Below are 1,040 nucleotides of genomic sequence, written 5' to 3'. Positions count from 1 at the left end.
AAACAGAATATAAAACCTTTTCAGATTTTTTACAAAGTTCAAAGATTGAAAGCTTGTCTGACTTTCCCGCGTCGCTTGCCCATATAGCGGCGGAACTTAGCGAGTGCAAGATACTCACAAAAGATTTTGATACCGACGACAAGGTTATAACATATTTCCGCTCAATGCATCCTGAACCGGCTATCAGCGGTTGTTATTTTATTTTAAGCGAACAGTGCAATTTGGCGTGTAAATATTGCTTCTTAGGGAACAACAATCCGGAAAAACGCAAACATTTTTCCCTGCAAAACATGAGCATGGAAACCGCGGAAAAAGCTCTGAATTTTTTTATACGCCAACTGGAAAAAAATGAAAATGTAGGAAAACCTTTCATAGTCTTTTATGGGGGTGAACCGCTTATTAATTTTGAGGTGTTAGACTTTATCGCGGATCGTATAAATAAATTGCGCTTAACTAAATCGTATTTCAAGGATGCTGTCGTATCTGTTGTAACTAACGGACTTTTACTTGATGAAAAGAAATTAAAACGGTTAAAAGAACTGAATGTTAATATCGGCATTTCAATAGACGGTTGTACCGAGGAATCCAACGCATTGCGCGTTGACCGGGCGGGTAAGCCGGTATTTTCAAATATTCTTAAAATACTGGATATGGCAAAAGACATCGATATAGGCGTTGGACTTTCGGTTACGCTTAATGAAGAGGCTATAAAAAACAAATCTGAAATGTTAGGATTAATCTCAAAATACAATATTAAAGGGTTTGGTTTTAATATTTTAATGCCGGAAGAAACATTTAAAGTAAGTGAAGATTACAATGAAAAAGCCTCCCAGTTTATTATAGACATGTTCGTTGAATTACGGAAAATAGGAATTTACGAAGATCGCATCATGCGTAAAGTAAAAACTTTTCAAGACTCGTATTCTGAACCTAAGCATTATTATTCAGATTGCGGGGCTACTGCTGGAGGTCAGCTTGTTTTTGTGCCGGATGGTAGCATTGGGATTTGCCAAGGGTGTCTTTGGAATAAAAAATATTTC

General features: G+C 36.9%; 1 protein-coding gene. It reads left to right on the top strand.

The genetic code is table 11. The annotated features are described in order from the left end of the window. A partial coding sequence (locus tag ACYVRA_RS07350; protein ID WP_461252096.1) for a FibroRumin system radical SAM peptide maturase occupies positions 1-1,040 on the top strand: 1,040 nt, incomplete at both ends.

It is taken from the genome of Treponema sp. R8-4-B8 (assembly GCF_054786175.1).
Note: the sequence above shows the minus strand (reverse complement) of the source record. Positions and strands in the feature narration are given on the sequence as shown.